Source organism: Streptomyces sp. NPDC058955, from assembly GCF_042741435.1.
Taxonomy (GTDB): domain Bacteria; phylum Actinomycetota; class Actinomycetes; order Streptomycetales; family Streptomycetaceae; genus Streptomyces.
The window spans coordinates 1-5,539 of the sequence record NZ_JBHYKM010000214.1; the positions used below are offsets into that span (position 1 = coordinate 1).

Genomic DNA, 5,539 nt, shown 5'->3' on the forward strand with positions numbered 1-5,539 from the left:
TCTGCGCCGGGTGTGGGGGCGGGCAGGTGGCGCGGGGGGGCGGGTGGGCGCGGAACGCGCGACGCGGCGCCGGGTCGCCCGCGCCGGGGCCGGCGGGCCACGGGCGACCGGGCGACCGGGCGACCGGGCGACCGGCGACGGGACAGCCCCCCACCGGCCGCCGGGAAGGCGTATGCGGACGCAGCCCGCCCGCCGGGCGGGTCAGGCGTCGCCGGAAGGGCGGGTGCTCGCGCGCATGATGAGCTGCGGTTCGACCAGGAGGTGTTCGGCCTTCGTGGCGCGGCCCTCGATGTGGTCCACGAGGAGACCGATGCTCCGGCGCCCGATGGCGGCGAAGTCCTGCCGGACGGTCGTCAGCGGCGGAGGGAAGTACTCGGCCTCGGGGATGTCGTCGAAGCCGGCGACGGCCACCTGCGCGGGGGTGCGGATGCCGCCCTCGCGCAGCGCGCGCAGGACGCCGAGCGCCATCTGGTCGTTGGCGACGAAGACGGCCGTGACCGGCGTCGTGCCGCGGCGGGCCAGCGCGAGCCCCGCGAGCTCCTGCCCCGCCCGGTAACCGGAGAGTGGGCTCCAGTCCCCCGACAGGACGCGCGGCGGCCGGATGCCGCTCTCCTCCAGGACGGCGCGCCAGCCCGCGGTGCGGGCCTCGCTCTCCAGCCAGTCCTCGGGGCCCGCCACGTGCCAGACGTTGGCGTGCCCGGCGGCGAGCAGGTGCTCGGTGACCATGCGGGCGCCGCGCTCCTGGTCGAGGGAGACGCCGGGCAGGTCGAGCTGGTGGCCGCCTTCGACGGTGACCACGGGGAAGGGCGCGTCGAGTTCGGCGAGCGCCTGCACGTGCGAGCGCTGCGGGGTGATGGCGACGACGCCCTCCACGCCCCAGGCCGCGAGGTGGTCGATGGCGTCCCTGAGCCCCTGCCCGCCGCCGCTGCGCAGACTGACGGTCGAGACGAGGTAGCCCTCCTCCCGTGCCGCCTCCTCCAGGCCGGTCAGGGTGCTGGCGGGGCCGTACAGGGCGGTGTTGACGGCGATGACGCCCAGCGTCCTCGTCCGCCGCGTCACCAGGGCGCGCGCGGCGGAGTTGCGGCGGTAGCCGAGCCGCTCGATGGCCAGGGTGACCTGCTCGCGGGTGGCCGCGCGCACGTTGGGGTGACCGCTCAGCACCCGGGAGACGGTCTGATGGGAGACCCCCGCCTCCCGTGCGACGTCGGCCATCGTCGGCGGGCGGACGTCTTCCGCGGGATGGGCCACGTTCGCCTCCCTTCTCCGTGCTCACGGCTGTGTATCGATACGGGAAAAACCTTAGCGCCTCTTGTATCACGCCGTTGTGAGCGCTAACAATCTAGCTCGACCGAGGCGCCGACGCCCCGGTCACCCAGCCGGAACGGCGCCGTCCCGGTGGTGCGAGGACCCGCGCTGCCGTCGAGCCCGTCCCCGGTCGGAGCCGCCCTCGACGACGGGATGGGTAACGCCCATGAAGAAGTTCCGATCCGCATCCGCCCTGCTGGCCGTGACCACCGGCTGCGCCCTGCTCCTGACCGCCTGCGGGCAGAGCGGCGAGGGCGGCAGCCAGGAGGCGAAGGACAAGAAGGACCGCACCATCGGCATCGCCATGCCCACCAAGTCCTCCGAGCGGTGGATCGCCGACGGCCGCAACATGACCGAGAGCCTGAAGAAGGCCGGCTTCGCCACGACCCTGCAGTACGGCGAGGACGACCCCGACCAGCAGGTCGCCCAGATCGAGAACATGATCACCCAGGGCGTCGACGCCCTGGTCGTGGCCGCCATCAACGGCGAGGCCCTGTCCAACGTCCTGCAGCAGGCGGCCGACGCCGACATCCCGGTGATCTCCTACGACCGGCTCATCCTGGGCTCCCCGCACGTCGACTACTACGCCTCCTTCGACAACGAGAAGGTCGGCGAGCTCCAGGCCACGTACATCGTCGAGAAGCTGGGGCTGACGTCGGGCGCGAAGAAGGGCCCCTTCAACATCGAGCTCTTCGCCGGCTCCAACGACGACAACAACACCAAGTACTTCTTCAACGGCGCCATGAAGGTGCTGAAGCCCTACCTCGACAAGAAGCAGCTGGTCGTGCGCTCCCAGCAGACCCAGCTCAACCAGGTCACCACCCTGCGCTGGGACGGCGGGACGGCGCAGAAGCGCATGGACGACCTGCTGACCTCCTCGTACTCCACGGCCCGGGTCGACGCCGTCCTCTCCCCCTACGACGGCATCTCCATCGGCATCCTGTCCGCCCTGAAGTCCGACGACTACGGAAGCGCCGCCAAGCCGCTGCCGGTCGTCACCGGCCAGGACGCGGAGGTCGCCTCCGTGAAGTCGATCATCGCGGGCGAGCAGACGCAGACCGTCTACAAGGACACCCGCGCCCTCGCGAAGGTCGCCTCGGACATGGTCACCGCCGTCCTGGAGGGCAGGAAGCCCCAGACCAACGACGACAAGACCTACGACAACGGCAAGAAGGTCGTCCCGGCCTACCTGCTCGACCCGGTCAGCGTCGACAAGTCGAACTACGAGAAGGTCCTGGTCGAGTCCGGCTACATCGACGCCGGGGCTCTGAAGTGACCTCCCTTCTCCAGATGCGGTCCATCGTCAAGAGCTTCCCCGGGGTCAGGGCGCTGTCCGAGGTGACCCTGTCCGTGGAGCGCGGCGAGGTGCACGCCCTGTGCGGGGAGAACGGCGCCGGTAAGTCGACCCTCATGAAGGTCCTGTCCGGCGTCCACCCGCACGGGACCTACGAGGGCGAGATCCTCTTCGACGGCGAGCCGTGCCGCTTCAAGGACATCAGGGCCAGCGAACGGCACGGCATCGTCATCATCCACCAGGAGCTCGCGCTCGTCCCCTACCTGTCGATCGCCGAGAACATCTTCCTCGGCAACGAACCGTCCCGGCGCGGGATCGTCGACTGGCACGAGGCGCTGCGCCGCGCGTCCGAACTGCTCAGGCGGGTCGGGCTCGACGAGCACCCGGAGACCCGGGTCGCCGACATCGGGGTCGGCAAGCAGCAGCTCGTGGAGATCGCGAAGGCGCTGGCGAAGGACGTCCGCCTGCTGATCCTCGACGAGCCCACCGCGGCCCTCAACGACGAGGACAGCGCGAAGCTGCTGCAGCTGATGCGCGAACTGAAGGACCAGGGCATCACCTCGATCCTCATCTCGCACAAGCTGAACGAGATCGCCCGGATCGCCGACTCCGTCACCATCCTGCGCGACGGGCGCTCCATCGAGACCCTCGACGTCAGGGACCCGGCCACCACCGAGGAGCGCATCATCCGCGGCATGGTGGGACGCGACCTCGACAGCCGCTTCCCCGACCGCACGCCGTACGAGGGCCCGGCCGACGCCGCCCCCGTCCTGGAGATCCGGGACTGGACCGTGCGCCACCCGCTCGACCGCGGCCGCAAGGTCGTCGACGGCGTCTCCCTCCAGGTCCGCCGCGGGGAGATCGTCGGGGTCGCGGGACTCATGGGGGCCGGCCGCACCGAACTCGCCATGAGCGTCTTCGGCCGCTCCTACGGCCGCTACGAGCGGGGCACCGTCCTCAAGGACGGCCGTGAGGTGCAGACGCGCACGGTCCCCGAGGCGGTCGCCCACGGCATCGCGTACGTCACCGAGGACCGCAAGCACTACGGTCTCGATCTCGGGGACTCCGTGAGCCGGAACATCTCGCTCGCCTCCCTCGGCGCCCTCGCCCGCCGCGGGATCGTCGACGCGCACGAGGAGCGCAGGGTCGCCGAACGGTACCGGCGGACGATGAACATCAAGGCTCCGAACGTCCTCGAACCGGTCGGCCGCCTCTCCGGCGGCAACCAGCAGAAGGTCGTCCTGAGCAAGTGGGTCCTCGCCGGACCGGACGTCCTCGTCCTCGACGAGCCGACGCGCGGAGTCGACGTCGGAGCCAAGTACGAGATCTACACCGTGATCGACCGCCTCGCCGCCGAGGGCAAGGCGATCCTCCTCATCTCCTCCGAACTGCCCGAACTGCTCGGCATGTGCGACCGCGTCTACACCATGGCCGCCGGACGGCTGACCGGCGAGGTCGGCCGCGAGGACGCCACCCAGGAAGTGCTGATGCGGCACATGACGCAGGACACCCCCGCACCACCGGCGGTCACCGCAGACCCCGCCCCCAGCGAAGGACACCAGGCATGAGCACCGAAGTCGGCACGAAAGCGACCGCCCCGGCACCCCCGGGCAGCGGATCCCCCTCCACCGGGACACCGGTGTTCCAGGTGCTCCTCGACGGCGTCCGGCGGAACATGCGCCAGTACGGGATGCTCTTCGCGCTCGGCCTGATCGTGCTGCTGTTCCAGATCTGGACGGGCGGCGACCTCCTCCTGCCGCGCAACGTCTCCAACCTGGTGCTGCAGAACAGCTACATCCTCATCCTGGCCATCGGCATGATGATCGTCATCATCTCCGGGCACATCGACCTGTCGGTGGGCTCGCTGATGGCCCTGGTGGGCGGCGTCGGGGCGGTGCTCATGGTCGAGCACCACGTCTCCTGGCCCGTCGCGGTGCTGCTCACCCTGCTCCTCGGAGCCGTCGCCGGCGCCCTGCAGGGCTTCTTCATCGCGTACGTCGGCATACCGTCGTTCATCGTGACCCTCGCCGGCATGCTGCTGTTCCGCGGACTCACGGAGATCTTCCTCAAGGGGCAGACGCTCGGCCCGTTCCCCGACGGACTGCAGAAGGTCGCCAACGGCTTCCTGCCGGAGGTCGGACCGCGGACCGACTACCACAACCTGACCCTGCTGCTGGGCCTCGGCCTGATCGCGTACGTGGTCCTCCAGGAGGTGCGGGACCGGCGCCGCCAGCGGGAGTTCGCGCTGGAGACGCTCCCCACGGGCCTGTTCGCGCTGAAGGTGACGGCGCTGGTCGCCGCGGTCCTGCTCACGACCCTGCTGCTCGCCAGCTACAAGGGCGCCCCCGTGGTCCTCCTGGTCCTGGCCGTCCTCCTCGTCGGCTTCGGCTACGTGATGCGCAACGCGGTCATCGGCCGCCACGTGTACGCGATCGGGGGCAACCTGCCCGCCGCGAAGCTGTCCGGGGTCAAGGACCGGAAGGTGACCTTCGCGGTCTTCCTCAACATGGGGATGCTCGCGGCGCTCGCCGGGCTCGTCTTCGCGGCGCGCTTCAACGCGGCCTCGCCGAAGGCCGGCGTGAACTTCGAACTGGAGGCCATCGCCGCCGCGTTCATCGGCGGGGCGTCGATGAGCGGGGGCGTCGGCACCGTCCTGGGAGCCATCATCGGCGGCCTGGTCCTCGGCGTGCTCAACAACGGCATGAACCTCGTCGGGGTGGGCACCGACTGGCAGCAGGTCATCAAGGGCCTCGTGCTGCTCGCCGCGGTCGGCTTCGACGTGTGGAACAAGCGCAGGGCGGGTGCCTGACACCGCTCGGAACACGGCTGTGGGCCCCCCGCGCCCCCCCCGCGGGCCACCCCCGGGGAGGCGCGCGGCGGAGCGGGGGGGGGCACCCCAGCACCCACAAAAAGCAGTGGGGGTATAAAAAAAAGAAAGAG

Annotated in this window: 4 protein-coding genes; 3 read left to right on the forward strand and 1 reads right to left on the reverse strand. The window is 70.6% G+C overall.

Annotated elements, in window-relative coordinates:
- Positions 1-201: 201 nt before the first annotated feature.
- Positions 202-1,248 (reverse strand): LacI family DNA-binding transcriptional regulator, encoded by a 1,047-nt coding sequence (locus ACFW1I_RS37795; protein ID WP_384678562.1) that lies wholly within the window; start codon positions 1,246-1,248, stop codon positions 202-204.
- 223 nt (positions 1,249-1,471) lie between these two features.
- Between ACFW1I_RS37795 and chvE the strand changes: the two genes are divergently transcribed.
- The 3 genes from chvE to mmsB are packed head-to-tail and all read left to right on the forward strand — an operon-like array spanning position 1,472 to position 5,408.
- The gene (gene chvE, locus ACFW1I_RS37800) at positions 1,472-2,581 is read left to right on the forward strand and encodes a multiple monosaccharide ABC transporter substrate-binding protein (protein WP_384678563.1); all 1,110 of its coding nucleotides are present in this window, start codon (positions 1,472-1,474) and stop codon (positions 2,579-2,581) included.
- A 14-nt stretch (positions 2,582-2,595) separates the two neighbouring features.
- Complete coding sequence (gene mmsA / locus ACFW1I_RS37805; protein ID WP_384678565.1) at positions 2,596-4,167, forward strand: multiple monosaccharide ABC transporter ATP-binding protein; 1,572 nt, start codon at positions 2,596-2,598, stop codon at positions 4,165-4,167.
- On the forward strand, positions 4,164-5,408 hold the full coding sequence (gene mmsB, locus ACFW1I_RS37810; RefSeq protein ID WP_384678567.1) for a multiple monosaccharide ABC transporter permease: 1,245 nt from the start codon (positions 4,164-4,166) through the stop codon (positions 5,406-5,408). Before mmsA ends, mmsB begins: the two co-directional genes overlap by 4 nt.
- Positions 5,409-5,539 lie beyond the last annotated feature (131 nt).

Bases quoted from the DNA above. Each gene is read 5' to 3' on its own strand.
- chvE (WP_384678563.1), top strand. From the start codon at position 1,472: ATGAAGAAGTTCCGATCCGCATCCGCCCTGCTGGCCGTGACCACCGGC.
- mmsA (WP_384678565.1), top strand. From the start codon at position 2,596: ATGCGGTCCATCGTCAAGAGCTTCCCCGGGGTCAGGGCGCTGTCCGAG.
- mmsB (WP_384678567.1), top strand. From the start codon at position 4,164: ATGAGCACCGAAGTCGGCACGAAAGCGACCGCCCCGGCACCCCCGGGC.